This window comes from Pseudomonas sp. NIBRBAC000502773, from assembly GCF_006517195.1.
In the GTDB taxonomy this organism is placed as follows: domain Bacteria; phylum Pseudomonadota; class Gammaproteobacteria; order Pseudomonadales; family Pseudomonadaceae; genus Aquipseudomonas; species Aquipseudomonas marginalis.
Genome location: NZ_CP041189.1, coordinates 4,121,454 through 4,147,905, shown reverse-complemented (window position 1 = coordinate 4,147,905; position 26,452 = coordinate 4,121,454). Strand labels below are relative to the sequence as shown.

Here is a 26,452-nt window from a genome sequence, read left to right as displayed (position 1 = left end):
CCCGATTGACCTGATCGGTAATCACCGTGGCGAACTTGACCACTTTGTACAAACGATCATTGGCGTCCAGCACCGGATTGTAGGTGGCTTCCAGCCACACCACGCGGCCATGGCTGTCCACACGTTTGAAGCGCGCTGCGACGAATTCTCCGGCGTTCAGGCGTTTCCAGAAATGCTGATACTCGGCGCTGTTGTACTCCTGCGGTTCACAGAAGATACGGTGATGCTTGCCCTGGATCTGCGCCAGGCTGTAGCCCATGCCGTTGAGGAAACGGTCGTTCGCGGTCAGCACATGCCCATCCAGGTCGAACTCGATCACGGCGGTGGAACGCACCAGCGCGGTGATCAGGTTTTCATGCTCGCGCGACGCTTCGATGGTGCGAGTGAGGTCGCTGGAGTAAATCGAAAAGTGCTTGATGCGCCCATCGGAACTGCGCACCGGCTGCACAATCGAGCGCAACCAGGCTTCCTGCCCGTTGCCGCGCATCAGGCGTACGGCGCCGGCGAAATGCTCACCGCGCAGCAGGGCGTTCTTGAAGCGCTGCTGGAATTCGTCCTGGCGCACATGGGCGGGCACCAGGTCTTCGATGGGGCGCCCCAGCAGCGTGGAACTCTGGTAGACCAGTTCCTGCAGAAAGTTGGCATTGGCCCATTCAACCCGACCTTCTGCGTCCAGCGTCAGGCAGAGCATTTCGCTTTCCAGGCTCTCCCTGACCTGTTGCAAGCTGGACAGTTCTTCGCGAAGAGCGGACAGCTCCTGCTTCAAGCGGGTGTTAAACATAGGGCACCGAGGTCGATGGGAGAGAAGTATCAGAGCTGCATCGGCCCTATGGGCTGTTTCTGAAGCGAACTCAGGTGCTACACCCCACTCTTTTTTTTGACGCCATTAACTGCCGTTATTCCGGCACACCCCCATGACTTGATACTCCAGCGTAGTGAGCTTGCCGCTGGAGTCTTCATAGGTCATGCGCGAAGGCACGGTACTGCACGCGCGGATCGGCGGCGTCACGTTGACCACCTTGGCAATGTCCAGGTCCATGCCATAGCGATACACCTGGACCTGGGGCGCCGGCTTACCGTTTTTCTCGGCGTAGGCGGCCATGGCTTTTTCATTGCGCTCCATCATCAGGGCAAAGGTCCGGTCACCCCCGCCTTCGGCCAATGCACCGAATGACAGGACGGCCGTTAGTACACCCACGCCTGCGGTAGAAAAGTTCATCACCTGTTCCTCGACTGAAAGTTCAGTACCGAGACTAACGAACCAACCCTGACGCGATGTTCACCAGAACATTACTTATTTGTTAGGTGGCGACGAGCTTCCAGAATTGTAATGTTCACGCCACCCAATCGTTATCCACGGTTTGCAACTATCAGCCCGGGCCAGATCAATAAAAACGCCCGCCTCCATAAGAAGCTGATAACTGCCAACACCGAGGAGCGAAACATGCGGATCCGTTATTACACCCTTCCCCTTTCACTGATCGCCACATTGCCCCTGGCAGCCGTGGCCGCGGAAGACAAACCTGAAGGGTTTATCGAAGGCAGCAGCGTGAACGTGCTGGCGCGCAATTTTTACTTCAACCGTGATGACCGCAAAGGCCAATCCAGCCCCACCGGCAATGGCTATTCCGAAGCCTGGGCCCAGGGACTGATCGGTAAATTCGAATCCGGCTTTACCCAGGGCACCGTAGGGTTCGGCCTGGACGCCTTCGCCATGGTCGGCGTGAAGCTCGACTCGGGCACCGGCCGCAGCGGCGGCAAGGGCTCGTTCGGCGTGCTGCCGGTGGACAGCAACAACCATCCCGAAGACAACTACAGCAAGGTCGGCGGCGCGGCGAAACTGCGGGTATTGGACACGGTGATCAAGGCCGGCGACGTGTTCCCGCTGACCCCCGTGGTGGCCTACGGCGATTCGCGGGTGTTGCCGGAAAGCTTCCGTGGCGTGACCCTGCAGAACACCAGCCTGGAAGGCCTGACCTTGCAGGGCGGGCGCCTGAGCGGCATGAGCCAGCCCAACGAAAGCGGCATGAACAAGGGCTTTGCGACGTTTTACGCAGGCCCCGTGGACTCGCCCTGGATCGGCTATGCCGGTGGTGATTACCAACTCAACAAACACCTCAGCCTGAGCCTGTACAGCAGCCGCCTGAAGGACGCCTGGGACCAGTACTACGTCGGCAGCGCCGCCAGTTACCCGCTGAACGAAGACGTCTCGCTGTTCGGCGACATCAACTACTACAAGGCCGTGGACGAAGGCAAAAAGCTGCTGGGTGAATTCGATAACAGCATCTGGAGCGCCCGGCTCGGCGTGAAGGTGGGCGCCCACAGCCTGGCCGTGTCGCACCAGCGCAACAACGGCGATGACGACTTCGATTACCTGCGCCAGTCGGACTCGATCTTCCTCAACAACTCGATCCAGTACAGCGACTTCAACTCGCCCAAGGAGCGCTCGTGGATGCTGCGCTACGACCTGGACATGCAGCCATTCGGCATTCCCGGCCTGTCGTTCATGACCCGCTACGGCAAGGGCACCGGCGCCGACTACAGCAACGCCAACGCAGTGTATATGCGCCGCGATGCCGCCGGCGATCCGCTCACCGACCAACGCCGTTGGGAGCGGGATATCGAAGCCAAGTACGTGGTGCAAAGCGGCAACTTGAAGGACTTATCGCTGCGGCTGCGCCAGGCCACCGTGCGCTCGAGTTCATTCGAGTCCGACCTTGAAGAAGTCCGCGTCATTATCGAATACCCACTGGCGGTGCTTTAAGACGCGCTTACATTCACTTGCCGATGCCCTACATCTCTTCACAGGTTGAAGTCTGTCAGAACTGTAATATCGGCCTCACCTTCTCGTTAAGTTGCACTTTTTATACTGCGCATCGAACACCTCTCATCTCTGCGGCTTTTGTGTAGCTCCTTTGGAACAGAGATGAATTTTATACGCCCCAGCCGGGGCGTTTTTTTTGCGTGCCCGGTCAGTGACGAATCGTCGCACTGGCCTGACGCGGCTTGACCCTAAAGCTACTTCAGGCTTCAGAGTTTTCCTACAGCCTATTCAAGCCTCTATGAGGCCATCTCCTTTCGTTTTCCTTGAAGGTAAATCCCCATGCGTATCCTTGTGGTTGAGGACGAGCAGAAAACCGCCGATTACTTGCAGCAAGGCCTGACCGAAAGTGGCTACGTCGTCGATTGCGCCGCCAGCGGCATCGACGGCCTGCACCTGGCCCGGCAGCACACCTACGAACTGGTGATCCTCGACGTGAACCTGCCCAACACCGACGGCTGGGAGGTACTGGAACAACTGCGCCGGGACGGCAACCAGCGCGTGATGATGCTGACCGCGCGTGGCCGCCTGGCCGACAAGATCAAGGGCCTGGACATGGGCGCCGACGATTATCTGGTCAAACCCTTCGAGTTCCCCGAGCTGCTGGCCCGAGTGCGCACCTTGCTGCGCCGCAGCGAACATATCCCGCTGCCGGATGTGCTGCGCGTCGCGGACCTGGAGCTGGACCCGCGCCGCCATCGCGCCTATCGCGGCAGCCGGCGCATCGACCTGACCACCAAGGAGTTCGCCCTGCTGCATGTGTTGATGCGCCAGGCCGGCGAGGTAATGACCCGCACGCAGATCATCTCGCTGGTGTGGGACATGAACTTCGACTGCGACACCAACGTGGTCGAGGTCTCCATCAGCCGCCTGCGGGGCAAGGTCGATGACCAGAGCGAGGTCAAATTGATCCACACCATTCGCGGCGTGGGTTATGTGCTGGAGGCGCGCCAATGAGGACCAGCAGCCTGTCGATGCGCCTGGGGCTGACGGTCAGCCTCATGGGCGCCGGGCTGGTGGTGCTGCTGGCGACCCTGGCCTACCTGGCCTTGACCCATGAGCTGGAAAAGCTCGCGCGCAAGGGCCTCGAAAGCAAGATGGAACAGCTCCAGCACAGCCTCGCGCTGGGCCTGGACACCCAGGCAATCAAAGCCCGCCCCCACTCGTTGCTGGACCTGGTGATGGGCCACGACAATTTCTACCTGACCATCGTCGGTACCGCACCCGATAACGCGGTGCTGCTCAGTGTCGGTGCCAAACCCCAGGAACCGTTGCTGACCGACTTCTCCCCCCGGGAAACCCTCGGTTATCTCAACTGGCAAGACCAGGACGGCAACCAGGTACTCAGTGCCTCCAGCCTGATGCGCCTGGCCAGCGGCGAGCGCGTACGGGTGTTGCTGTCGCTGGACCGCAGGGATGACCAGGCGCTGCTCAGTGCCTACCTGCGCGCTACCCTCATCGCGCTGCCGATGCTGCTGGTCCTGATCGGCATGGGCGCCTGGTGGCTGGTGCAGCGTGGGTTGGCACCGTTGAAGCAGTTCAGCCATGTCGCGGCCCAAGTGACGACCCAGGACCTGACCCACCGCTTATCCATCGATAACCTGCCCCAGGAGCTGGGCGAGTTGGCGCAAAGCATCAACGTAATGCTGCGTCGCCTGGACGCCGGTGTGCAGCAGCTGTCGCAGTTCTCCGACGACCTCGCCCACGAGCTGCGCGCGCCGCTGACCAACCTGATGGGCAAGGCCCAGGTGACCCTGTCCCGCGAACGGCCCTCGGAGGAATACAAGGCGGGGCTGGAATCCTGCACCGAGGAAATGGAACGCCTGTCGCGCATCGTCTCCGACATGCTGTTCCTGGCCCAGGTCAGCCATCCGGCGGCGCGGGCCGGGTTTGGCCCGGTGTCATTGGGTGAAGAAGCACAACGGGTGATGGCGCTGTTCGCCCTCAGCGCCGAAGACAAACACGTGACCCTCAACCTGCGCGGCGACGCCTGGGTGACGGGCGATCGCCTGATGATCCAGCGGGCGATTTCCAACCTGCTGTCCAATGCCATCCGCCATACGCCCGAAGGCTCCAGCGTGCTGCTGCTGGTGGAGACCTACGACCAGAGCGTGGCGTTGTCGGTGGGCAACCCCGGGCGTGGCATCGAAGCGCACCACCTGCCGCATCTGTTCGAACGTTTCTACCGCGCCGACAGCAGCCGTACCCGCGCCGAAGGTGGCACGGGGCTGGGGCTGGCCATTGTGCAGTCGATCATGCAGCTGCATCAGGGGCACGCCGACGTCAGCAGCCAGCCCGGGCGGTTCACACGGTTCAACCTGGTGTTTCCTCTGCGCCTGAAAACAACGCAGGTCTAGGGTGGGAGGGGGCTTGCCCCCTCCCACATTGTTTTGCGGTGTTTTTGAAGAACTCAGGCAGCCTCCTCTTCACGGCGATGGGCCCACTGGTACAACGCCGGCAGCACCAGCAAGGTCAGCAAGGTAGAAGAAATGATCCCGCCGATCACCACCGTCGCCAACGGACGCTGCACTTCGGCGCCGGTGCCGGTGGCCAGGGCCATGGGGATAAACCCCAGGGAGGCCACCAGCGCGGTCATCAATACCGGGCGCAGGCGGGTCAGCGCGCCCTCGTGGATAGCCACCGACAGCGAACGCCCTTCCTCGCGCAGGTTGCGGATGAAGGCAATCATCACCAGGCCGTTGAGCACCGCCACGCCGGACAAGGCGATAAAGCCCACGCCTGCCGAGATCGACAGTGGAATATCGCGCAACCACAGCGCCATGATCCCGCCGGTCAACGCGAACGGAATCCCGGTAAACACCAGCAGCCCGTCCTTGAGGTTGTTGAACATCATGAACAGCAACCCGAACACCAGCAGCAACGCCACCGGCACCACGATCTGCAAACGCTCGGCGGCTTCCTTCAACTGTTCGAACTGGCCGCCCCAGGTGGTCCAGTAACCCGCTGGCACTTTCACTTGCGCCGTGAGTGCAGCCTCGGCCTCTTCCACGAACGACCCCATATCCCGCCCGCGCACGTTGGCACTGACGATCACCAGGCGCTTGCCGTTCTCGCGGCTGATCTGGTTCGGGCCGAGCACCAGGTCCAGGCTGGCGACCTGGGACAACGCAATGAACCCCAACTGCCCCGCCGCATTCCCGGCCAGCGCCGGCACTGGAATCAACAGCCGCGACAAGCCGTCGATATCAGTACGCAGCGCGTCGGACAAGCGCACGACCATGTCGAAACGCCGGTCACCTTCATACAGGGTACCGGCCTGGCGCCCACCGACGGCGACGGCAATGGTGTCCTGCACATCGCCGACATTCAGGCCAAAGCGCGCGGCTTTGTCACGGTCGATATTGATGGTCAGCACCGGTAGGCCGGACGTCTGTTCGACCTTCACTTCCGACGCGCCATCGAGGCCTTGCAGGGTCTCGGCAATGTCCGCGGCGGTGGTGTTGAGCACCGCCATGTCGTCGCCGAACACCTTCACCGCCACATCACTGCGCACCCCGGAAATCAGCTCGTTGAAACGCAGCTGGATCGGTTGCGACAGCTCGTACGCACTGCCCGGCACAATCGCACTGGCGCGCTGGATATCGGCGATCAGGGTTTCGCGGGATTTGTTCGGGTCCGGCCATTGCGCCTTCGGTTTAAGCATCACGTAGCTGTCGGAAATATTCGGCGGCATCGGGTCGGAGGCGATTTCCGCCGTACCGGTACGGGCGAATACCCGTTCGATTTCCGGCACCTGGGCCATCAGGTTTTTTTCCAGTTGCTGCTGCATCTGCACCGATTGCGTCAGGCTGGTGCCGGGCACGCGCAGGGCCTGTTGGGCGAAGTCGCCCTCGCTGAGGCTGGGGATAAACTCACTGCCCATGCGGCTGGCCACCACGCCCGACGCAACAATGGTCAGCACGGCCAAGCCGAACACCAGTGGCCGGCGCGCCATCACCCAATCCAGCACCGGCCCATAGGCCCGGCGCGCGGTACGCATCACCAGGTTTTCTTCTTCCTTGACCTTGCCGGTCACGAACAGCGCAATCGCCGCAGGCACGAAGGTCACCGACAAAATCATCGCCCCCAACAACGCGATCACCACGGTGAACGCCATGGGGTGGAACATCTTCCCGGCCACCCCGGTAAGGGCGAAGATCGGCAGGTACACGACCATGATGATCAGCTGCCCGAAGATCAGCGCACGCCGCGCTTCCTTGGCCGCCGCGAACACCTCGTGCAGGCGCTCGCTGCGGGTCAGCAGGCGGCCATGGCGCTGCTGCGCATGGGCCAGGCGGCGGATGGCGTTCTCGACGATCACCACCGCGCCGTCGACGATGATGCCGAAGTCCAGCGCGCCGAGGCTCATCAGGTTGGCGCTGACTTTGTGGGTGAACATGCCGGTAAAGGTGAACAACATCGCCAGGGGAATCACCATCGCGGTGATCAGCGCCGCGCGGATATTGCCGAGGAACAGGAACAGCACCGCGACCACCAGCAGCGCACCCTCGAAGAGGTTTTTCTTCACCGTGGCAATGGCTTTTTCGACAAGGTTGGTGCGGTCGTAGACGGTCACCGCCACCACGCCTTCGGGCAGCGAACGGTTGATTTGTTCGAGCCTGGACGCCACCGCCTGGGACACCGTGCGGCTGTTTTCTCCGATCAACATAAACACCGTGCCCAGCACCACTTCGCGGCCGTTTTCCGTGGCGGCGCCGGTCCGCAGTTCACGACCGATCTCGACCTGGGCGACATTGCGCACGCGGATCGGCGTGCCGTCGGACGTGGTGATGACGATATTGGCGATATCGTCGATGGACGCCACCTGCCCCGGCGCGCGAATCAACAGCTGCTCGCCGCTGCGCTCGATGTAGCCGGCGCCGACGTTGGCGTTGTTGCGCTCCAGCGACGTGACCAGATCGTTCAAGGTCAGGTTATAGGCCGCCAGGCGCTTGGGGTCGGGGGCGATCTGGTATTCCTTGGCGAAGCCGCCGATGGTGTTGATCTCGGCCACACCAGGCACGTTGCGCAGTTGCGGCTTGATGATCCAGTCCTGGATCACCCGCAGGTCGGTCGGCGTGTAGGGCGTGCCGTCGTCCTTGCGTGCGCCCTCCTCGGCCTCCACGGTCCACAGGAAAATTTCCCCGAGGCCGGTGGAAATCGGCCCCATCGCGGTTTCAATCCCCACAGGCAATTGCTCGCGGGCCACTTGCAGGCGCTCGTTGACCAACTGGCGGGCGAAGAACAGATCGGTGCCGTCCTTGAAGATCACCGTCACCTGGGACAAGCCGGAGCGTGACAGCGAACGGGTCTGCTGCAGGCCCGGCAAGCCGGCCATCGCGGTTTCGATGGGAAAGGTAATGCGCTGCTCGGTCTCCAGCGGCGAAAAACCGGCCGCCGCCGAGTTGATCTGCACCTGCACATTGGTGATGTCGGGCACCGCGTCGATGGGCAGTTTCTGATAGCTGGCAATGCCGACACCGGCCATCAACAGCACCGCCAGCAGCACGATGATGCGCTGCTCGATGGCGAATTGGATAAGGCGCTCAAACATGGGAAATCACTCGCAGGATCAATGGGCGTGCTCGGCCGAGCCCTTGCCCAATTCGGACTTGAGGATGAAGCTGCCGGTGGTGGCCACCTGAGCTCCGGCCTCCAGGCCTTGGCGCACTTCGACGTAGCCGTTTTCACTGGCGCCAAGCTCGAGATGGCGGGTGATAAAACCGTCAGGCGTGCGTACGAAGACCGAGGGTTTTTCCTCGACGGTCTGGATCGCCGTTTGCGGCACGGCGACCTTGGCCTGGTAGGTATCGGTGGCCAGTTGCACGGTGACGAACAGTCCTGGGCGCCAGGCGTCGTCGGGGTTGGGCACCGTCACACGTACGGTGGCGGTGCGCGTTTGCTCGCCGAGCAAATTGCCGACATAGGCCACGGTGCCCAGCACGTCGGTGCCCATTTCCGTGGAGCTGACTTTCACCGGTTTGCCGAGCCGGACCTTGTTCAAATCCTTGGGAAATACGCCGAAGGTGACCCACACCTGGGACAGGTCAGACAGCGTGAAGGCGTTACTGGTCTCGCTCACCACCTCGCCGACACCGAGGTGCTTTTCCACCACCACGCCCGCGAACGGCGCACGCAGTTCGTAACGATTGCCGCCGGCCAGCACGGTGTTGCCGCTGAGCGCGGTCATTTTTTGGCGCGCATTGTTCAGCGCGATTTCGGCTTCTTGCAGGGTTTGGCGCGCCAGCAGGTAATCCTGCTCGGCGGAAATCTTGTCCTGCCACAGCTGGCGTTCACGCTGGAAGGTAATACGCGCCAGTTCAACCCGACGCTCGCTGGCCGCCAGCTCACTGCGCTGGTCGGAAATCTGCTGGCTGGCGATCACCGCGAGCAACTCGCCCTTCTTCACCGCCTGGCCAAGATTGACCTTCACGGATTCCACCACACCGGCCGCGCGCGGGACGATATGCGAGGTGCGGTCTTCGTCGAAACGCACCTCCCCCGGCAGCGTCAGCAATGTGCTGATCGACCGGGGTCGGGCCTCGGCGAGCTCGATGCCGGCGGCCTGGATTTGTTGTTCAGTCAGCTCGAGGGTGCCTTCTTCTTCCTCGGCGTTGGCCACGCCGGACAGCATCAGGCCCAAGGCGACGGCAAGCGCCACGCCGTGTCGTTTATTCATAAGGCACTCCAGAAAAAATCAAAACCGGGCGAGGTCGCCGTAAATCCGTTCGATGCGCAGCCAGGCATCGGTGGCCTGGGCGGTGGCCGCGAGGTATTGGGTGCGCGCCGCGATCAGGGTGCGCTGGGCGTCGAGCACGTCGAGGAAGCTGAACTTGCCCATCTCGAAGCCGCGGGTGGCGCTGTCCACCGCGCCTTGGGCGGCGGGCAGGATCTGCTGGTTGAATGCGCGGACTTCGCTGTTCGCGGCTTGCCACAGGTCCAGGGCCTGGCGGGTTTCGGTGCGCAAACGCAATTCAGCAGCGTTGCGCTGGTCGCGGGCCTGATCGACACGGCGCGTGGCGGCGAGCACGTTGCCCTGGTTGCGGTTGAACAACGGAATCGGCATCGACACGCCGACCAGGTTCACCCGCTCGCGCACACTGGCGTCGTACTGACTGCCGATGGACACATCCAGGTCGGGGATGCGCTGGGCTTTTTCCAGGCCCACGCTGGCTTCGTTCTGCACGATCTGCAGTTCGGCCAGGCGCAGTTCGGCGGTCTGTTCAAGGCGCGCCAACAGGTGCGTGGCGGACGGCAACGGCGGTGTGGAGTGGCTTGGCGTGGTGACGGCCCGGAAGTCGGTCGCCGCGCTGCCGGTACTGGCGGCCAGGCGGCGATAGGCGTCGGTGAGGCCCATTTGCGCGCGGTTGAGTTCGAGGCGGATCTCCGACAACTGCACCTGGGCCCGCATGGCTTCCACCGGTGAGGATTTGCCGGCAGTCACGCGGCCGTTGGCGACCACCAGGCCGCGCTCGGCCAACGCCAGGGAGCGTTGCGCCAGATCGAGACGTTCCTGGGCACGCAGGGCACCGTAGTAGCCGTCGATCACCTCGGCGCGCAGCGTGTTGCGGCGCTGTTCCAAGGCCAGTGCGGCGGCGTCCTGGGCACGCGTCGCCACGTCAATGCGGGCACCGCGCTTGCCGCCCAGTTCCAGGGTTCGGCTGAGCTTGAGGGTGGTGGTGCGCGTATCGCGACGTGTGTCTTCGGCATCCCAGGACGCCACCGGATTGGGGATCAACCCGGCCTGCTGGCGACCGCCCGCGGCGATCTCGATGTCCCATTGCGCAGCCGCCAGGTCGGGGTTGTTGGCGAAGGCAGTTTGCAGGGCGGTGTCGAGGGTGAGGGTTTGTGCCTGGGCAACGCTGGCGGCGCCCCACAACAGCGTCGCCCCCAGCAGCTTTCTAACGGAAATTGCCATAACGAGAGTTCCACGCCCATAAAGTAAAAGCCGGGAGAATGTAGCGGGCGCGACTTATCAGGGCAGTGGAGCAAAGATTACAAATCCGACAGCAATGGCTCTGGGGCGGGCGTTATCAGGTATGCTTTTGGGACAGGAAACAAAAAGAAACAATTTTCCCAACCTGTTCGATAAGGAGTCTCGCCTTGGCGTTATCGACTGCCGCGTGGATGGTTCACGACACCCGTCTCATGCTCTGCGTATTGCTGGCCATCGCCAGCATCATCGTGCTGATCAGCGCGACTAAGTTGCCGCCGTTCCTGTCGATCCTGATCGGCACCTTTATCGCCGGGGTCGGCGCCGGGCTGCCAGCAGAAGAAGTGGCCAAGGCCTTCAGCAAGGGCGCCGGGGCGATCCTCGGTGAGGCCGGGATCATCATTGCGCTAGGCTCGATGCTGGGTGCGCTGATGGCGGAATCCGGCGCGGCCGACCGCATCGCCACCACCCTGCTCGGGCTGGGCAAGGGCAAGTCGTTGCCATGGGTGATGGCGCTGGTGGCGATGGTGATCGGCCTGCCGCTGTTCTTCGAAGTGGGCCTGGTGATGATGGTGCCGATCATCTTTGTGATGGCCAAACGTTCGAACCAGCCGCTGTTGAAAATCGCCATCCCGGCGCTGGCGGGCATGACCACCTTGCACGCCTTGATGCCACCGCACCCGGGGCCGCTGATTGCGGTGGGCGCGTTGCACGCCGACCTGGGCCTGACCATGTTGCTGGGCTTTTGCCTGGCGGTGCCGGCGGTGATCCTCGCCGGGCCGCTCTATGGCAACTGGCTGTCCAGGCGCCTGCATGTGGATGAGCCGGCCGACATCGGCGCGCTGTTCAGCGCCCCGCCCAAGGCCCCGCGCCAGCCGAGCTTTGGCGTGTCATTGCTGATCATTCTGTTGCCGGTGATTCTGATGCTCGGCAGCACCCTGGCCAAAGTCGCGCTGCCAGCGGAAAGCAGCGTGGGCCTGACCCTGAAGTTCCTCGGCGAACCGCTGATCGCCCTGGGCCTGGCAGTGATCGCCGCCGTGATCTGCCTGGGCTGGGCCGCCGGGATGCCGCGCGCTGAGGTCGGCAACACCCTGCGCAAGGCCCTCGCGCCCATCGCCGTGTTGCTGCTGACCATCGGCGCCGGCGGCGGCCTCAAGCAAACCCTGCTCGACGCCGGCGTCAGCCAGACCATCAGCAAAGTCGCCGAAGGCGCGCACATGCCGTACCTGCTGCTGGCCTGGTTGATCGCCGTGGCACTGCGCCAGGCCACTGGCTCGGCCACGGTCGCCACCACCACGACCGCCGGCATCCTCGCACCGATGATGGCCGGGTTGGCGGCGACACAAAGCTCACTGGTGGCACTGGCGATCGGCGCCGGCTCGGTGTTCTTCTGCCACGTCAACGATGCCGGGTTCTGGATGGTGCGCGAGTACTTTGGCTTGCAGCTGAAACAGACGATTTGGGTGTGGTCGGTGTTGCAGACGATTGTTTCGGTGGTCGGGTTGGTCGGTACGCTGGTGCTGTGGCACTTCTTGACCTGATCTTCAGGCCGCCAAGGTGTGGCGCTTGCCAAACAGCGTCACACACCCCACCCCAACCGCGCCCATCACCACGCAATACCCCACACAAATCCACGGGCTGGTCGGCATCAGCGCGATCAGCATCAGCGGCGTGGTACTTGCCCACAGTGCATAGGCGATGTTGTAGGTGAAGGAAATGCCCGACACCCGCACCTGCGCCGGAAACAGGCCGACCATCACCGACGGCACCGCGCCCACCACCCCGCAACTCAAGCCCGCTACCGCGTACGCCGCACCAAGCCAGATGCCGCCGCTGATCAGGCTTGCGTACAGCAGGAAAATACCCACCGGCAGCAGCAGGCTGTAGACCAGCACCGCGCGCCAGGCGCCGATGCGGTCCACCAGCAGGCCGGCGAGGACGCAGCCGATATTCAGGAAGACGATGCCCAGGGCGCTCAAGGCAAAGGTGTGGCTGGGACTCATGCCGAAGGTTTTCTGCATCATGGTCGGGGTGATGACCACCAATACCACCACGGCGGAGGTAAGCACGCAGGTGAGGATCATCGCCGGCAACAGTACGGCGCGATGGTCACGCAGTACGGTGCGCAGCGGCAGCTCGGCAGCGGCCTGGCGGCGGGCCTGCATTTCGAGGAAGACCGGGGTTTCGCTGAGCCAGCGCCGCAGCCACACGCCGATCACGCCGAACACACCGCCAAGCAGGAAGGGGAAGCGCCAGGCATAGTCGAGGATTTCGGTCGGGGTGAAGACCTGTGCCAGCAGCGTGGCAGTCAGCGCACCGAGCAGGTAGCCGAAGGTCAGGCCGGCTTGCAGGAAACCCAGGGCATAACCACGATGGTTGCGCGGTGCGTGTTCGGCGACGAAGGTCCAGGCGCTGGGGACTTCACCGCCCACCGCCGCACCTTGCAGCACGCGCAGCACCAGCAGGATCAGCGGTGCGAAATAACCGATCTGTGCGTAGGTGGGCATGATCCCGATCAGCAGGCACGGCAACGCCATCATCAGGATGCTCAGGCTGAACACACGCTTGCGCCCCAGGTGATCAGCGAAGTGCGCCATCAGGATGCCGCCCAACGGGCGCGCCAGGTAACCGGTGACGAAGATGCCGAAGCTTTGCAGCAGGCGCAGCCACTCGGGCATTTCCGGCGGGAAGAACAGTTGGCTGAGGGTCAGCGCAAAGAACACGAAGATAATGAAGTCGTAGATTTCCAAGGCGCCACCCAGGGCGGCCAGGCCCAGGGTTTTGTAATCGGAGCGGGAAAAACGCTGCGCCTGTGGAACAGAGGTGGCAGTCATGTTGAGGCTCGGCAGACAAACAAAATGGCGTGCAGGTTATGAGCTGAGCCGGTTGATGGCAATCGCGGCAGATATATTTGTTTTCCTCATGGATCGATGAAGATAACTGCATTCCCATATCAATGGCCGTGGAGGAACATGCCGAAAAATTGCCGACACCATAATAAATACAAGAGGAAAGACTCGTGGCCGATGCTATCGAAGAAAGCCGCTATGCCCGCTTTGCCCTGCGCTGCTCGAACTTTGCCGAGCGCTGGTTCCCCGACTCCTGGGTGTTCGCCGCCCTCGCCGTGATCATCGTCGCCGTGGCGACCCTGGGCATGGGCGCCGCGCCGACCGAAGCCGCCAAGGCCTTTGGCGACGGGTTCTGGAGCCTGATCCCGTTCACCATGCAGATGGCCTTCGTGGTGATCGGTGGCTACGTAGTCGCCAGCTCGCCACCGGCGGTCAAGCTGATCGACCGCCTGGCGCGTATCCCGAAGAACGGCCGCTCAGCCGTGGCGTGGGTCGCGTTGATCTCCATGGTGGCGTCATTGCTCAACTGGGGCCTGTCCCTGGTGTTCGGCGGCTTGCTGGTGCGTGCGCTGGCCCGTCGTACGGATTTGCGCATGGACTACCGTGCTGCGGGTGCGGCGGCCTATCTTGGGTTGGGCGCGGTGTGGGCGCTGGGGCTGTCGTCGTCAGCCGCACAATTGCAGGCCAACCCGGCCAGCTTGCCGCCGTCGATCCTGTCGATCACCGGGGTGATCCCGTTTACCGACACCATCTTCCTGTGGCAATCCGGTGTGCTGTTGCTGGCACTGATCGTGGTGTCGCTGATCATCGCCTACGCCACCGCGCCCGGCCCCAACAGCGCCCGTGACGCCAAGGCCTGTGGCGTCGACCCGGCCTTCAACCTGCCCAAGCTGCAACCACCGGGCCGCCCCGGCGAATGGCTGGAACACAGCCCGTTGCTGACCATTCTGCTGGCATTGCTGGCGGCGGGCTGGTTGTTCCATGAGTTCTCGACCAAGCCGGCGATCAGCGCGATTTCGGGGCTGAACACCTACAACTTCCTGTTCATCATGGTCGGCGCCCTGCTGCACTGGCGCCCGCGCAGCTTCCTCGATGCGGTGGCCCGTGCAGTGCCGACCACCACCGGCGTGTTGATCCAGTTCCCGCTGTACGGCTCGATTGCGGCGCTGATGACCGTGGTCAAGGGCGGCGACGGCCAGACCCTGGCGCACCATATCTCGACCTTCTTCACGTCCATCGCCTCCCACGACACGTATGCACTGCTGATGGGCGTGTACTCGGCAGTGCTGGGCTTCTTTATTCCGTCAGGCGGCGGCAAGTGGATCATCGAAGCGCCTTATGTGATGCAAGTGGCCAATGACCTGCAGTACCACCTGGGCTGGGCGGTGCAGATCTACAACGCGGCCGAGGCGCTGCCGAACCTGATCAACCCGTTCTACATGCTGCCGTTGCTGGGAGTGTTGGGGTTGAAGGCGCGGGATTTGATCGGGTTTTCGTTTGTGCAGTTGCTGGTGCACACACCGTTGGTGCTGTTCCTGCTGTGGGCGCTGGGGACGACATTGAAGTATCTGCCGCCCGTCATGCCGTAGGATCAGTTGCAAGCCTCAAGCCTCAAGCTTGAGGCTTGAGGCTTGAGGCTCATAGCTTGCAGCTGTCTTCGTTCCGTCACATTGCATTGCTACCGTCCTGCGAAATATCTTGCAACATCTCGCCAGCAAGGACTCCCCGCAATGAGTGATGATCAAGAAGACCGCCCCTCCCCTGATTCCATGGCCCAACCGCCGGTAGACACCGGCCGTCGGCGCTTCCTGGGGGGCGCGGCGGTGTTGGGGGTTGGCGCGACCTTGAGTGCCTGCGGCAACAGCAGTGAGGCGCCCGGCAAGCCAGTGGCGCGGCCGCTCACGCCCCAGGAGCTGGACAAGGCGTTGCACGACCAGGTGAAGACCGTGGTGGTGATCTATGCCGAGAACCGCAGCTTCAACAATCTGTTTGCGGACTTCCCAGGCGTTGAGAAACCCCTGTCGGGGCTTTCCGCCGCCGACACGCAACAGCGCGACCGCGACGGCAGCCTGTTGACCACCCTGCCCCCGGCCTGGGGCGGTGTGCTGCAAGTGGGCCCGCAAAGCGTGGACGGGGTGACTTACCCCAGCGAAGTGCAATTCCAGGAAAACCTGCCCAACGCCCCGTTCGCCCTCAAGGGCCCGAACGCCGAAGACCTGCCGTTGAGCCTGGTCACCCGCGACTTGTGGCACGTGTTCTACCAGAACCAGATGCAGATCAACGGCGGCAAGAACGACGGGTTCGTCGCCTGGGCCGACGCCGGCGGCCTGGTCATGGGCCATTACGCCCAGAGCCGTTATTCCCTGCGCCTGTGGGATGTCGCCAAGGAGTTTGTGCTCTGCGATAACTTCTTCCAGGGCGCGTTTGGTGGCTCGTTCCTCAACCATCAATACCTGATCAGCGCCACCGCGCCGTTCTACCCGAATGCCGCGCAGTCGGTGGCCAAGGCACAGATCGCCACGCTGCAAAGCGATGACCCCACCGACCCGCGTCTCAAGCCCCTGGATAAATCCCCGGCGAGCGCCATGACCGGCCCGCCGCAGTTCGGCCCCAGCACGCTGACCCCGGACGGTTACGGCGTGAACACCCTGGCGCCGCCGTATTGGCCGACCTGGATTCGTGACCCGGAAAACCCGGACTACGCAAAAGCCGACCTGCCCAACGTGCTGGTGCCGCAAACCCACGAACATATCGGCGACAAGTTGTCGAAAAAGAACGTCGACTGGGCGTGGTACGCCGGGGCGTGGCAGGCGACGCTGGACCAGTTCAAGGATTCGGGCGGTATCCCGAAGATCCCCAACTTCCAGTACCACCACCAGCCGTTCAACTATTTCAAGCAGCAGGGCCCCGAGAACCGTGCCGAGCGTGACAAGCGCTTGCGCGATGGCGGTTTGGGCGATGAGGCGAGCACCAATAAATTCTTCGCCGATGCCCAGGCCGGCAAGCTACCGGCGGTGAGTTTCTACAAGCCCCAGGGCAACCTGAATATGCACGCCGGTTACGCCGACGTGGCGTCGGGCGACCGCCATATCGTCCGCGCCTTGAAGGTGCTGCAGGAAAGCCCGCAGTGGAAAAACATGGTAGTGGTGGTGACCGTCGATGAAAACGGCGGCTGGTGGGACCACGTCGCCCCGCCCAAAGGCGATCGCTGGGGCCCAGGCACACGGGTTCCGGCGCTGGTGGTCTCGCCCTTCGCGCGCAAAGGCACCGTGGACCATACGGTGTACGACACCGCATCGATCCTGCGCTTGATTACGCGGGTCTTCCAGCTGGAGACCCTGGACGGGCTCAAGCAACGCGATGACGCCATGATTGCCCGGGGCCAGAAACCCATGGGGGATTTGAGCAACGCGTTGCAGTTCAGCGTGTAGGACGCTTATCCAATAGCGACATGCCTGGCGATTTAGCACGCGGTTTTCCTGGCCAACCGCTACTGTGAGGAGGTGGGCTTTCACCCCGCGCAGACGGGCTTTCGCTGACAAGGAATCAAGTATGTTCAAACCGACCAGGTTGTCCTTCACCCTGGCCGCACTGATGGCCAGTGCGGTCGTACACGCCGACATCGAAGTACCGCTGGGCAGCACTCAACGGGTTACCCAGTTGTTTGCTTACCCCAATAACTGCAATGTGATCTGCTTTCGGCCATGGACGCTGGAGCAGACCGCCGAGCACTACCTGAACCAAAGCCTGCAGCGCGATGGCTACAGCCGAGCCAAGGTCAGCGTCAAGAACCATGAAGGGCAGCTCGCCGCGACCTTCAGCGGTGTACCCGACAGTTACGGCCAGCCCCTGACCGCGCTGCTCAATACCGCTGACCTGGCCTACCAGGGCGCGAGCAGACTCAACAGCGACGGCAAGTGGGCGTACAACTGGTACCTGTTCCTGCCACTGGGCATGGCCCTGGAAAACCGCAAGAGCATCGAGTTGCTGCATTTCCCGCCGGATTATTCGCTGACCCAGGCCCAGGATTACCTGGAGTCGGCCACCACCGACCGCTGGGCCAGCCTGCTCACCGATAACGGCGTGCCGGCCACCGAAACCCCGGCCTACCAGACCATCATCGATATCGCCCCCATCGCCGCACCTTCCAATGCGGGCAAGGACCTGGAGAACGTCTACGGCTACTTCACCGACTACCAGACCCGCATGGTCAGCGAACTGAGCCTGTACCCCAACGGCTCGCTGCCAATGGTCGCGTTCGGCGCGCCGGTGCGCAGTTGGATCAAGCAGCAATACGGGCAAACCGTGGGTGTGCTGGGCCTGGCGCAGATCAGCCCTGCCGCGGGCAGGACCGTCTCGGTGCTGGGCGCCAACCACCCCAGCTACATCTGGTACGCGGCCAGCCCGGACACCTATGACGGTAACGAGCAGAAAGCCGACGAAGCCGGCTTGAAAGTGATGGGCCAGGACTTGAGCGCCGCCTGCTGGCAGGCCGGAATGGGCCAGAAACCGGCGAGCGATCCGAATGTGCTGCTCAAGGCCTGCATGAACACCTGGCAGGTCACGCGCAAAGAGCAGACCTGCGAATTGTTCTACACCTCGGTGCGCAACCTGACCCCGGAACAGGCGAACGCCAAATGCGCCACGCCTTCGATCAAGACGCAGCTCAAGCAGCTGAAGAACGCAGCACCCGCCCCCAGCATCACGGCGCCTGCGCTGTAGACAACAAAAAAATCCGATTTCTACTGTCAAAGTTGACAGTAGAAATCGGCTCCACGTTCAGCGAGTCTTGAGCCGGGCCCATCCGCTGCAAGACTGGTAGTCAGCCACCACCCGCAGGTCGATGCAGCCTAACCAAGGAGAGTTATGAAAACTCAAGCCATGGACCAGGCTAAAACCGCTGTGAGTGATGGTTTGTACCCGTTCAAGACACTGCTCGTTGAACAGGGCTATCCCTCGGCCAAGCACTTTAAGGTTGAGCGCGACGGCGGCGTCAGGGCTCGCGTGGATTTTGACGGCCGCGTGCGCATTGCCCGGGTGTCCGGTTACGCCGTGAACGAGCGGCGCCCACGTACGCTGCAGCTGTCCGCCCGCATCCACCTGTATGACAGCTGGTTCTGCGGTCTGCTGCGACACTCCTGCAACCCGAATGTGTTTTTCGACACCACTTACCTGGAACTCTGGACCGTACAGCCCATCCTCGCCGGCGCCCCGCTGACCCTGGACTACGCCAGTACCGAGGACACCTTGTTCCGACAGTTCGCCTGCCAATGCGGCGAGCTGAACTGCCGGGGCTGGATCACCGGCAGCACAGAGTGTTTGAACGCCGAGGGCCAGGCGTTCATGACCCATTGGCGCGAACGCAAACGGCCTTAGGCTTCGCCCAGCGGACGCAGGCGATACTGCGGCGGCAGTTGCTCGAAGCCACTGATGGTGGTGTTCAAGCTCTTCCAACGGCCGTCCTTGATGCCGTAGATACAGCCGTGGATCGACAGGCTCTGCCCACGGTGCCAGGCATTTTGCACAATGCTGGTGTGGCCGACGTTGGCCACCTGCTGGATCACGTTCAGCTCGCACATGCGGTCCACACGCTCCTCTTCGGTCGGCAGTTGGGCCAGCACGTCACGGTTTTCATAGTAGAGATCGCGGATGGTGCGCAGCCAGCCGTCGATCAGGCCGAACTGGCGGTCCTGCATCGAGGCGCGCACGCCGCCGCAGCCATAGTGGCCGGTGACGAGGATATGTTTGACCTTGAGTACATCCACCGCGTACTGGATCACCGACAGGCAATTGAGGTCGGTGTGCAGCACCACGTTGGCCACGTTGCGGTGTACGAACAGATCACCGGGCAGCATGCCGACGATCTCGTTGGCCGGTACCCGCGCATCGGAACAACCGATCCACAGGTATTCAGGGGTCTGCTGGCGGGCGAGCTTGGCGAAGAATTCGGGATCTTCCTGTTTGATCGCATCCGCCCAGCGTTCATTGTTATCAAGCAGGTCTTGTAGTTCGTTCATCAGGGAAAGCCTCAGGAATGATGCGCAGCTTTGACAGACGACCGCCCGTCCGGGTCACGCCGATCATAAAGATAGCCGGCGGCCAATTACTTGAATCTTGGGGGGCCATGCCTGTCCACACACTATAAGCCCCACAGTATGAGGATTGGCCATGACTGAATCACGACGTCCCTACGGCGCTACACAGCCCGAACCGATTGACGACAACGAAGATCGTATGGGCTCGATGCGCGAGCTGGATTTTGACGAAGACGAGCCGACGGCGGAGATCGGTGATGAAATACCTCGTCGCGAGCGCGAGCACCTGATCCCCGACGAACGGGTGCGCGAGGCCGGACTGACCGGGGCTTCAACGGCTGATCATGAGTCGACCGATGATGATATGAGCCCGGAAACCCTGATCCATGAAGACGGTGCGCGGGATGCTCGGGAGGCGGGTGAAGACAACCCGGCGGATTTTGACCTGAGCATTGTCGATGAAGATGACATTGGCGGCGGCAATGGCCTGGATGAAGCGGAACTGGCTGATCTGGACCCGGTAGACGGAAACCGCTGACACTGCGCAAATCCAAATGTGGGAGGGGCGACCTGCCCCCTGCCACGTTGGCTTGTGTGTTTAATCGACCAGGGTACAGGCCATCACGACTGCATCCTCACGCCCCCCCACGGCTGGGTAATAGTCCCGACGACGCCCGATCTCGTTGAAGCCATAGCGCTCATACAGGCGGAACGCGCCGGTATTGCTGTCGCGCACTTCCAGGAAGCATTCCCGCGCGTTGGCGGCATAGGCGCGGGACATCAGGTGTTCCAGCAGTGCCAGGCCCAGGCCACGGCCCTGGTTTTCCGGCTTGACGGTGATGTTCAGCAAATGCGCTTCATCGAGGATGATCTGCACCACGCCGTGGCCCACCTGCTGCTCGCCTTCGAACATCAGCCAGATCTGGTACTTGCCCAGCCCGTCGAGAAAGATCCCGCGGGTCCAGGGATGGCTGAATGCCGCGTATTCGATTTTCAGCACGGCGTCGAGGTCGGCCTCGGTCATCGGGCGGAAGGATAAAGCCTCACTCATCGGTTGTTTTCCAGCGCGCCATCAGCCGGCGCATGGCTTGCCAGACATCAGCCTTACGCTGTGGCTCTTCCATTAATAATTCCAGGCCCGGCAGGGCCCATACAGAACCCAGGCCCTCGACCTGCAGTTCGCGGTACCAGGCTTCGGCGTTCGCTTCACCGGCAAACCGTACGGCGGGCAGGCCGATCAGCCACAGGCACACGCAGGGTTCGTCCTCCAGGCGTGCCGAGACGAAGCCTTGCACGAAATCCCGCGCCGCTTCCGGGCCCTGGTCCATGGTGCCGCGTACCAGCAGCGGCCAACGGACAGGGTCGCCGACGATTTGCGGGCTGTCGGGCAGGCCGGCGGCGCGCAGCATGTCCTTGAGCAGCATGTAGGCGGGGTCGCGGGTCTGGAAGCGTTCGCCGGTGGGTAACTCCACCAATAGCAGGCAACGCCCGGCCCGCAATAACTGCAGGGCAAAGCGTGGCGGCGGCACCACGGGGGCCTTGGCAACCGGCGCAGCCGCTTCGGCCACCACGGGCTTGGCCATTGGCCCCGGGCGCGGCACCTCGACCTTGACGCGTTCAACCGCAGGACGAGCTTCCAGTACCGGTTTGACCACGGCCACCGGTGCAGCCGCCTCCTCCCCCGAAACCTCGAACGCCTCATAGGGCTCAAGCGCCTCTAACAGCTCGGGCCGCGACGGGGCGGCGAACGGCAGTTCGGTGCGGGGCAGCCAGTTGACCACCTGCATGGCGGTCAAGTAAGCGCGACGTCGGGACTCGATAAGCACAGCTCGGCCACTTGTGGATAAGTAAAGAGCGGGGATTCTACCGCTGTTCGGTAACAATCGCCCACTGTGCACTGACCGGCTGTGGATAAATCCCGCGCCTGATGCAGTACAATCGCGACTTTTAATCGCCAACCAGCCGGCCATTCCCATGATCGAACCCAAGCGCGTCCTGCGCGCCCTCGCCGAACACTGGGCCTTACTTGAGCCACTGTGCGAACACTTCGACCAAGGCACCCTGAGCCTCGGCGAGCTGCGCGCACAACTGGCCGCCCAACAACTGGACAGCACGCCCCAGGACATCACCAGCCTGCTGGACGTGTGGATTCGCCTGGATATCCTGGTGCCTGTCGCCAAGAGCCCGAACCGTTTCGAGCTCAACGCGCAGATCCACGACTTCCTGGCTTATCTTCGCAAGGAGCACCGGCTTGGCCTGTGCCTGGAAATCGAAGCCTACCTGCGCCATCTGGAGCGCCTGGCCGGTTATATCCAGGATGCCTTCGACATCCGTGATGGCCACGACCTGGCCCGCCAATTGCGCCTGCTGGACATGCGCGTACGCGACGTACTGAAAAAACTCGCCAACGACGAACAGGCCCTCGCGGCCGTGGCCGACCGTGCCAAGACCAGCGACCGGCAGATCCCGCTGCGCCAGCGTTACGCTGAAGTCCTGGCGACCTGGGACGAGTACGTCGAACCGATGATCCAGTTGGTGAACGCCGACGGTGCCTTCGAACAAGGCGTGCGCAAGGTGGAAAACGTGCTGCTGCGCATGCTCACCGAGCAACAGCGCCTCGGCCACCTGGTGGACGACGACATGCTGCTGCGCACCCACGCGCGCATCCTCGAAATGCAGACCAGCGCCCAGTTGACCTTGCGGCATGCCCGCGAACTGCTGTTGCCGCTGCGCGAAGAAGCGCGTCGGCACAACGCCGTGACCCGCGGTGCGGCGCTGGCGCTGTCGGCCATCCGCCGTAAGGGCCTGGACGCGGTGCCGCAGGCGGCGATGCCGATGTTTACCCGACCGCAAAGCACCTTCCTCGGCAGTGCCAGCCAGGTCGAGGCCTATGTGTATGCCCTGGCGAACTTCGAGCCGAAACCGGCCCGGTTCCCCAAGGCGCACAAGTCCCACAAGGGCGAAGCCCAGCGCGCACCACGGACGGTCAAGGAAATGCTCGAGCGCTGCGAAGACGCGCTGCCGATGCCGGACCTGATGACCTGGCTGCTGGAGCAGGAACCGGACGGTGCCACCGACGAATTGCTGTACTGGTTCTCGCGGCTCTCGCGGGAGAAACGCTTCAAGCGCGAGCGCCTGGAACGCCGCGATTACCACACACACGAGCACCAGGTCAGCCTGCGCTCATTCGCCCTGCTCCCGGCCGGCACCGACGCCGCCGAGCATTCTGCGAGTACACCTCATGCATCTTGATCTATCCGAACTGTCCCAGCTGGCGCCGATCTTTCGCGAGCTGTTCAAGGGTTACCACGTCAGCCGCCGCGACCCCGAGCTGTACGCGCAACTGTCGAACTTCCAGGACCAGTACCGCACGCTGTTCAAGGCCCTGGGCTTTGAGCTGGTGTGCGATACCCGTGGCTTCTACTACTTCGTGCCGGACTCCGCGATTGCCAGTGCGCAGGTCAACAAGACCGCCCAGCGCCTGGCGCTGTTCACCTTCATCATTGTCGAGCACCTGGCCGACCAGGGCCGCGATCCGATCGCCGTGCTCGACGGTGGCAGCCTCGGCCGCGATGAACTGCCGTCCCTGCTGGAAAAGTACCGCGACCTGTTTATCCAGGCCGAAGTGCAGACCCAGGAAGAACTCGAAGAAAAAATCATGCGCCGCATGACCCAGCTGGGCTTTGCCAGCGAAGACAACGGCATCTACCGCTTCCTGCCGCCGATGCACCGCTTCCTCGACGTGTGCCTGTCAGTGCAGCAAGACCGTGACCTCGCGGCCAGCGTGCACAGCGTGTTGCCGTTGCCGGCACCGGTGATCATCGACGAAGACAGCGATGAAAAGCTGCTGAAAACCGATGACCCGCTGGATTTGAGTGACTTCGCGGAAGAAAGCGAAGAAGACGCCCTGGCCCGCGCCATTGCCGAAGAACAGGAGACCGACGCATGAGTAAGGAACGCTACGGCATCCGCCGCTTCGCCCTATTGAACACCGCCGGCTACAGTTTGGGCTTGTTCCCGCTGGAAGAGCCGCTGTCGGTGTATGGCGCCAACAACCTGGGTAAATCCGCGTCGATCAACGCCTTGCAGTTCCCGATCCTGGCGCGCATGTCGGACATGAGTTTCGGCAAGTACACCCTGGAGCAATCGCGACGCTTCTACTTCGCCACCGACACCAGCTACATCCTGGTGGAAGTCTCCCTGCCCCATGGCCCCCACGTAATCGGCGTGGTCGGGCGCGGCCCGGGCGGCGGTTTCGGGCACCAGTTCTTTGCCTACGCCGGCAAGCTGGACCTGGCCCACTATCAGAAAAACGACACCTGCCTGCGTCAGAAAGAGCTGTTCACCAACCTTGAGCGCGAAGGCCTGAAAGCCTACGAACTCAAGCCGGATGAACTGCGCCGTTTGCTGGTGGGTGGTCATACGTCGATCCCGCTGGACCTGACCCTGATCCCGCTGCGCTCCACCAGTGAGCAAAGCCTGAAAACCTTCCGTGCGTTGTTTATCAACCTGCTGCACATGCGCGAAATCACCGCGGCCAAGCTCAAGCAGCTGTTCCTGGATGCGTTCGAGCATAGCCTGCGTTCGGGTAGTGTGGATTACATCGCAGCGTGCGAAGAAGCCTTCCGCGACGTACGACGTATGGAGCAGGACTACAATTCCCTGGTCGCAGCCGGCCCGCTGGTGGAAGCCCTGGCCAACGGCGTTCGCCAGCGCGACGTCCTGCGCGGCAAGCTGCATCGCCTGTCGCCGCTGCTGGATTCGCTGCTCGGCACCTGGTCGGACTATGCCAGTGCGCGTAAGGAAGAGCTGACCATCCAGGCCGAGCACTACCGCAACGAGCAGGACGCACTGCAGAACGACCAGCGCGGCGGCACCCAGGAGCTGATGCGCCTGGAGCGGGAAATCAGCGGTATCCAGCGTTGGCTGGGCGAGTTGTCGGTGCTCAAGCATCGCTTTGCCCTGGTGGATGACGTCAAGGTCCTGGAGCAACAACTGCTGGCGGCCAAGGATGCTCACGATGAGCTGGCGGGCGCCCTGGCGCAGTCGCGGCAGTTCAGCGCCGAGGATCTGGACGAGCGTCTGCGTGACCTGGAAAAACGCTTGAAGTCGGTCAAGCAGCAGCTTGATCACGCCGACAACAACAGCTATGCCAAGCTGCGCGAAGAGTTTTCGCAGCAGGACGTCGAGCGCCTGATGCGCTTGTTCAACAGCTCGTTGTTCAGCCTGCCATTGGGTGAACACGGCATCACCCTGGACGAGGACGGCCAGTGGGTCAAATCCCTGGAGCAGATCCTCGATGGCTTCAAGGGCGAGCGCTTTGAAGTGCCGGGGCTGTCCATCGACATCTCCCACATCGAACCACCGGCGCTGCAGGCCCTGGCGGATCGCGCGGCGTTGCGCGACCAAAAGGAACGCCTGGAGAAAGAACTCAAGCAGCTGAAAACCCAGCAAGCCGTGGCCTCCGACCGCGCGGCGAGCAAGACCCAGACCGAAGCGCTGTACCAGCAGGTGCTGGACGCGCAAAAGGCGCTGGAAGACTTCCGTCGCGCGCAAACCCTGAGTGCCGAAGAAGGCGAAAAACTGGAAAACCTGGCACAGATGGAAGCAGCCCAGGATGAGTTGAAACGCTCCAGCGATGCGTTTACCGAACGCGTGCAGCAACTGTCCGCCAAGCTGCAACTGGTGGGCCGCCAGATCGGCGATATGGAAGCCAAGCAACGTACGCTGGATGACGCCTTGCGCCGCCGGCAGCTGTTGCCGGCCGACTTGCCGTTCGGCACACCGTTCATGGACCCGGTCGATGACTCCATGGACAACCTGCTGCCGCTGCTCAATGACTATCAGGACAGCTGGCAGGGCTTGCTGCGTGCCGATGGCCAGATCGAGGCGCTGTACGCGCAGGTGCGCCTCAAGGGCGTGGCCAAGTTCGACAGCGAGGATGATGTAGAGCGTCGCCTGCAATTGTTGATCAACGCTTATGCGCACCGTACAGATGAGGCGCTGACACTGGGCAAGGCGCGCCGCGCGGCGGTCACTGACATTGCGCGAACCTTGCGCAATATCCGCAGCGACTACGACAGCCTGGAACACCAGCTGGCGCTGTTCAACCGCGAGATCAACAAGCGTCAGGTGTCCAACCTGCAGAGCTTCCGCATCGTGCTCGCGCCGAACAAGGAAGCCCTCAAGCATATCGACCAGATCATCCACAGTGCTGGCCAATATGAAGAAGGCGAAACCCTGTCGGTGTTCGACCTCAGCCAAAGTGCCGAGCAGGACAACAAGAACGAAGAGGCCAAGGAATACCTGGCCCGCCTGGTGGCCGCCAACCATAACCAGTTGGGCCTCAAGGACCTGTTCGAGCTGGCCTTCGAGATCACCAAGGTGCACGGCCAGCCGGTGATCCACACCGACATCGATGGCGCGGCGTCCAACGGCACCACCATGACCATCAAGGCGCTGACCAACATGTACCTGTTGCTGCACTTGATGGACCGTGACCAGGCCGGGCGTGTGCGCTTGCCGTACTACCTCGACGAAGCAGCGGATATCGATGAGAAGAACCAGGCGGCGTTGCTGGAAACCAGTTTGCAGCTGGGCTTTGTGCCGATCCTCGCCAGTGTGAAGCCGCAGGTGTCTGCCCAGGTGGCAATCGACCTGGAAGGCGGCAGCGGGCCGAACGGGATCTACATTGATGAGGCGGACTGGAAGTACATCCGTCGCCATGATGTGGTGAAGGCAACAGTGAATGTGCAGGCGGATGAGCCGGAGCTGGATGAGGTCTGACGTTTTGCGCTGAAATGCAAAAAGGCCG

The 26,452-nt window shown here is 62.5% G+C and carries 20 protein-coding genes and 1 pseudogene; 12 read left to right on the top strand and 9 right to left on the bottom strand.

Annotated features, from left to right (window positions below; all coding sequences use genetic code 11):
* Positions 1-52 precede the first annotated feature (52 nt).
* A pseudogene (locus NIBR502773_RS31340) lies at positions 53-691 on the bottom strand (PAS domain-containing protein); the annotation flags it as partial.
* Between the two features lie 195 nt (positions 692-886).
* Positions 887-1,219 carry a DUF2790 domain-containing protein gene (locus NIBR502773_RS18990; protein ID WP_065938413.1) on the bottom strand — a complete coding sequence of 111 codons (333 nt, stop codon included), beginning with the start codon at positions 1,217-1,219 and terminating at the stop codon, positions 887-889.
* Positions 1,220-1,444: 225 nt separating this feature from the next.
* Here NIBR502773_RS18990 and NIBR502773_RS18985 point away from each other — a divergent pair, with 225 nt between their 5' ends.
* The 3 genes from NIBR502773_RS18985 to NIBR502773_RS18975 all read left to right on the top strand — a co-directional run bounded on the left by NIBR502773_RS18985 (position 1,445) and on the right by NIBR502773_RS18975 (position 5,178).
* Complete coding sequence (locus tag NIBR502773_RS18985) at positions 1,445-2,764, top strand: OprD family porin (RefSeq protein ID WP_065938412.1); 1,320 nt, start codon at positions 1,445-1,447, stop codon at positions 2,762-2,764.
* 339 nt (positions 2,765-3,103) lie between these two features.
* Positions 3,104-3,778 (top strand): heavy metal response regulator transcription factor, encoded by a 675-nt coding sequence (locus tag NIBR502773_RS18980; protein ID WP_027606942.1) that lies wholly within the window; start codon positions 3,104-3,106, stop codon positions 3,776-3,778.
* Complete coding sequence (locus NIBR502773_RS18975) at positions 3,775-5,178, top strand: heavy metal sensor histidine kinase (RefSeq protein ID WP_141156675.1); 1,404 nt, start codon at positions 3,775-3,777, stop codon at positions 5,176-5,178. Before NIBR502773_RS18980 ends, NIBR502773_RS18975 begins: the two co-directional genes overlap by 4 nt.
* A gap of 53 nt (positions 5,179-5,231) precedes the next feature.
* On the opposite strand, the gene NIBR502773_RS18970 is transcribed toward NIBR502773_RS18975, so the two are convergent.
* The 3 genes from NIBR502773_RS18970 to NIBR502773_RS18960 are packed head-to-tail and all read right to left on the bottom strand — an operon-like array spanning position 5,232 to position 10,739.
* Positions 5,232-8,375, bottom strand: a complete 3,144-nt coding sequence (locus tag NIBR502773_RS18970) for a CusA/CzcA family heavy metal efflux RND transporter (RefSeq protein WP_141156674.1) — start codon at positions 8,373-8,375, stop codon at positions 5,232-5,234.
* An 18-nt stretch (positions 8,376-8,393) separates the two neighbouring features.
* Positions 8,394-9,500, bottom strand: coding sequence for an efflux RND transporter periplasmic adaptor subunit (locus NIBR502773_RS18965; protein WP_141156673.1), 1,107 nt, complete (start codon positions 9,498-9,500; stop codon positions 8,394-8,396).
* Between the two features lie 18 nt (positions 9,501-9,518).
* Positions 9,519-10,739 (bottom strand): TolC family protein, encoded by a 1,221-nt coding sequence (locus tag NIBR502773_RS18960; protein ID WP_141156672.1) that lies wholly within the window; start codon positions 10,737-10,739, stop codon positions 9,519-9,521.
* Positions 10,740-10,924: 185 nt separating this feature from the next.
* Here NIBR502773_RS18960 and NIBR502773_RS18955 point away from each other — a divergent pair, with 185 nt between their 5' ends.
* Positions 10,925-12,295 (top strand): gluconate:H+ symporter, encoded by a 1,371-nt coding sequence (locus tag NIBR502773_RS18955; RefSeq protein WP_065938407.1) that lies wholly within the window; start codon positions 10,925-10,927, stop codon positions 12,293-12,295.
* 3 nt (positions 12,296-12,298) lie between these two features.
* Here NIBR502773_RS18955 and NIBR502773_RS18950 read toward each other — a convergent pair whose 3' ends face one another.
* A complete protein-coding gene (locus tag NIBR502773_RS18950; RefSeq protein ID WP_141156671.1) occupies positions 12,299-13,588 on the bottom strand; it encodes an MFS transporter in 1,290 nt (429 codons plus the stop codon).
* A 185-nt stretch (positions 13,589-13,773) separates the two neighbouring features.
* On the opposite strand from NIBR502773_RS18950, the gene NIBR502773_RS18945 reads away from it, so the two are divergent.
* From NIBR502773_RS18945 to NIBR502773_RS18930, 4 genes are all read left to right on the top strand, one after another.
* Positions 13,774-15,192, top strand: coding sequence for a short-chain fatty acid transporter (locus tag NIBR502773_RS18945; protein WP_027606949.1), 1,419 nt, complete (start codon positions 13,774-13,776; stop codon positions 15,190-15,192).
* 141 nt (positions 15,193-15,333) lie between these two features.
* A complete protein-coding gene (locus NIBR502773_RS18940) occupies positions 15,334-17,034 on the top strand; it encodes an acid phosphatase (protein WP_141156670.1) in 1,701 nt (566 codons plus the stop codon).
* A gap of 121 nt (positions 17,035-17,155) precedes the next feature.
* Positions 17,156-18,325, top strand: coding sequence for a hypothetical protein (locus NIBR502773_RS18935; RefSeq protein ID WP_141156669.1), 1,170 nt, complete (start codon positions 17,156-17,158; stop codon positions 18,323-18,325).
* Between the two features lie 144 nt (positions 18,326-18,469).
* On the top strand, positions 18,470-18,979 hold the full coding sequence (locus tag NIBR502773_RS18930; protein WP_065938402.1) for an SET domain-containing protein-lysine N-methyltransferase: 510 nt from the start codon (positions 18,470-18,472) through the stop codon (positions 18,977-18,979).
* Here the strand turns inward: NIBR502773_RS18930 and can are convergent.
* Entirely contained in the window at positions 18,976-19,620 is a 645-nt protein-coding gene (gene can / locus NIBR502773_RS18925; RefSeq protein ID WP_003188288.1) for a carbonate dehydratase, read from the bottom strand. The two genes, NIBR502773_RS18930 and can, sit on opposite strands and share 4 nt — an antisense overlap.
* A gap of 151 nt (positions 19,621-19,771) precedes the next feature.
* Between can and NIBR502773_RS18920 the strand changes: the two genes are divergently transcribed.
* A complete protein-coding gene (locus NIBR502773_RS18920; protein WP_115486535.1) occupies positions 19,772-20,176 on the top strand; it encodes a serine kinase/phosphatase in 405 nt (134 codons plus the stop codon).
* A gap of 60 nt (positions 20,177-20,236) precedes the next feature.
* Here NIBR502773_RS18920 and rimI read toward each other — a convergent pair whose 3' ends face one another.
* Entirely contained in the window at positions 20,237-20,689 is a 453-nt protein-coding gene (rimI, locus tag NIBR502773_RS18915) for a ribosomal protein S18-alanine N-acetyltransferase (protein ID WP_003188286.1), read from the bottom strand.
* Positions 20,682-21,425, bottom strand: a complete 744-nt coding sequence (locus NIBR502773_RS18910) for an energy transducer TonB (RefSeq protein ID WP_141157853.1) — start codon at positions 21,423-21,425, stop codon at positions 20,682-20,684. Before NIBR502773_RS18910 ends, rimI begins: the two co-directional genes overlap by 8 nt.
* A 187-nt stretch (positions 21,426-21,612) precedes the next feature.
* Between NIBR502773_RS18910 and mksB the strand changes: the two genes are divergently transcribed.
* Genes mksB through mksF form a run of 3 tightly spaced genes read left to right on the top strand, consistent with a single transcriptional unit; the run spans position 21,613 to position 26,424 of the window.
* Entirely contained in the window at positions 21,613-22,890 is a 1,278-nt protein-coding gene (gene mksB, locus NIBR502773_RS18905) for an Mks condensin complex protein MksB (RefSeq protein WP_027606955.1), read from the top strand.
* On the top strand, positions 22,880-23,587 hold the full coding sequence (gene mksE, locus NIBR502773_RS18900) for an Mks condensin complex protein MksE (protein ID WP_027606956.1): 708 nt from the start codon (positions 22,880-22,882) through the stop codon (positions 23,585-23,587). Before mksB ends, mksE begins: the two co-directional genes overlap by 11 nt.
* Complete coding sequence (gene mksF, locus NIBR502773_RS18895; protein WP_027606957.1) at positions 23,584-26,424, top strand: Mks condensin complex protein MksF; 2,841 nt, start codon at positions 23,584-23,586, stop codon at positions 26,422-26,424. Before mksE ends, mksF begins: the two co-directional genes overlap by 4 nt.
* The last annotated feature ends 28 nt before the right edge of the window (positions 26,425-26,452 follow it).

Coding starts and splice junctions, on each gene's coding strand:
- NIBR502773_RS18990 (WP_065938413.1), bottom strand. CDS start 1,219: ATGAACTTTTCTACCGCAGGCGTGGGTGTACTAACGGCCGTCCTGTCA.
- NIBR502773_RS18985 (WP_065938412.1), top strand. CDS start 1,445: ATGCGGATCCGTTATTACACCCTTCCCCTTTCACTGATCGCCACATTG.
- NIBR502773_RS18980 (WP_027606942.1), top strand. CDS start 3,104: ATGCGTATCCTTGTGGTTGAGGACGAGCAGAAAACCGCCGATTACTTG.
- NIBR502773_RS18975 (WP_141156675.1), top strand. CDS start 3,775: ATGAGGACCAGCAGCCTGTCGATGCGCCTGGGGCTGACGGTCAGCCTC.
- NIBR502773_RS18970 (WP_141156674.1), bottom strand. CDS start 8,375: ATGTTTGAGCGCCTTATCCAATTCGCCATCGAGCAGCGCATCATCGTG.
- NIBR502773_RS18965 (WP_141156673.1), bottom strand. CDS start 9,500: ATGAATAAACGACACGGCGTGGCGCTTGCCGTCGCCTTGGGCCTGATG.
- NIBR502773_RS18960 (WP_141156672.1), bottom strand. CDS start 10,739: ATGGCAATTTCCGTTAGAAAGCTGCTGGGGGCGACGCTGTTGTGGGGC.
- NIBR502773_RS18950 (WP_141156671.1), bottom strand. CDS start 13,588: ATGACTGCCACCTCTGTTCCACAGGCGCAGCGTTTTTCCCGCTCCGAT.
- NIBR502773_RS18940 (WP_141156670.1), top strand. CDS start 15,334: ATGAGTGATGATCAAGAAGACCGCCCCTCCCCTGATTCCATGGCCCAA.
- NIBR502773_RS18935 (WP_141156669.1), top strand. CDS start 17,156: ATGTTCAAACCGACCAGGTTGTCCTTCACCCTGGCCGCACTGATGGCC.
- NIBR502773_RS18930 (WP_065938402.1), top strand. CDS start 18,470: ATGAAAACTCAAGCCATGGACCAGGCTAAAACCGCTGTGAGTGATGGT.
- can (WP_003188288.1), bottom strand. CDS start 19,620: ATGAACGAACTACAAGACCTGCTTGATAACAATGAACGCTGGGCGGAT.
- NIBR502773_RS18920 (WP_115486535.1), top strand. CDS start 19,772: ATGACTGAATCACGACGTCCCTACGGCGCTACACAGCCCGAACCGATT.
- rimI (WP_003188286.1), bottom strand. CDS start 20,689: ATGAGTGAGGCTTTATCCTTCCGCCCGATGACCGAGGCCGACCTCGAC.
- NIBR502773_RS18910 (WP_141157853.1), bottom strand. CDS start 21,425: ATGCAGGTGGTCAACTGGCTGCCCCGCACCGAACTGCCGTTCGCCGCC.
- mksB (WP_027606955.1), top strand. CDS start 21,613: ATGATCGAACCCAAGCGCGTCCTGCGCGCCCTCGCCGAACACTGGGCC.
- mksE (WP_027606956.1), top strand. CDS start 22,880: ATGCATCTTGATCTATCCGAACTGTCCCAGCTGGCGCCGATCTTTCGC.
- mksF (WP_027606957.1), top strand. CDS start 23,584: ATGAGTAAGGAACGCTACGGCATCCGCCGCTTCGCCCTATTGAACACC.